Raw genomic sequence first — 1,373 nt, forward strand, 5'->3', positions numbered from 1 at the left:
GTGTCCGAAGTCACGACATAGTTGACACGGCGTGCCTGCGAGAACCTTCCTGATGGTTGACACCTCAGCCGCGACATAGTTGACACTTAGCCCGAGGAAACAACCTGGGGTGGTGGTTGACACCTCAGCCGCGACATAGTTGACACCGACCAGCCACCGCGTGGCGCACACGCACATCGGGATCAGTCGGGACATCGTTGACAAATGAACAGCCCCAACCGCAACCTCGCAATCGTTAAAGCCGTACGAGACCAAGGCGAGCCAGCCGCAAAAGTCGCCAAGCGATTCGGAATCTCTCGCCAGCGTGTCTATAAGATCCTGGCCGACTTCGATGCCGGTGGTCCGGAAGCGATCGCCCCGAAATCCCGCGCACCGCACACTCATCCCCAAGCCGTTCCCGAACACTTGCGCAAACACATCATCGACATGCGCAAAGAACTCACTAGAGCCGGGTTCGACGCAGGCCCAGACACCATCGCATTCCATCTACAGCGACAAGGCCTGCGAGTGCCTTCAACCTCCACTATCCGCCGTATCATCACCAAGGCAGGCCTGGTTGCCCCACAACCTCAGAAGAAGCCACGAAGCTCCTACATCCGCTTCGAAGCCGAAATGCCCAATGAGTGCTGGCAAGCCGATATCACGCATCTTTTCCTCGCCGATGGCACTCGCATAGAAGTCCTCGACTTCCTCGACGATCACTCCCGCTACCTGCTGTCAATTACCGCCCAGAACGCGTTTACAGGCACTGCCGTGGCACAACAGCTCCAGTTGCTCATCGACACCTATGGGCCGCCAGCATCCACGCTCACCGACAACGGACTGGTATTTACAGCACGACTCGCCGGAAGAAAAGGAGGCCGCAACGCCTTCGAGAAAACACTTAATCACCACCGCATTCAACAGAAAAACGGCCGACCCGGGCACCCACAAACCCAGGGCAAAATCGAACGATTCCATCAAACCCTCAAACGCTGGATCAAAGCACAACCACCAGCAGAAACAATTCCCCAACTGCAACAACAACTCAACGAATTCGCCAAGTACTACAACACGCAACGGCCCCATCGAGCACTTGGGCGCCGCACGCCCGAACAGGCCTACACCACAGGTGCCAAAGCCCATCCCACGGACAACCCACAAGACGAATGGCGCATCCGCCAAGACGTCGTCGGAACCAACGGCAAAGTCACCATCCGCTACGCCGGAAGGCTCTACCACTTAGGAATTGGACGCGCCTACGGCGGCAAACACATCCTGATGGTCATCACCGATAACCACGTGACCACATCGCTAAAAGAGACCGGCGAAATCATCACCGAGCACTACATCGACACGTCTCGCAATTACCAAAAACCATACTGGCGAAAAGG

1 protein-coding gene is annotated in these 1,373 nt (G+C 56.7%); it reads left to right on the forward strand.

Translation table 11 applies throughout. The annotated features are described in order from the left end of the window. Positions 1-204 precede the first annotated feature (204 nt). Positions 205-1,373 (forward strand): IS481 family transposase (locus BJP08_RS08465; RefSeq protein ID WP_071569187.1); only part of this gene is annotated, 1,169 nt, incomplete at its 3' end.

It is taken from the genome of Corynebacterium sp. NML140438, assembly GCF_001875725.1.
Lineage (GTDB): Bacteria > Actinomycetota > Actinomycetes > Mycobacteriales > Mycobacteriaceae > Corynebacterium.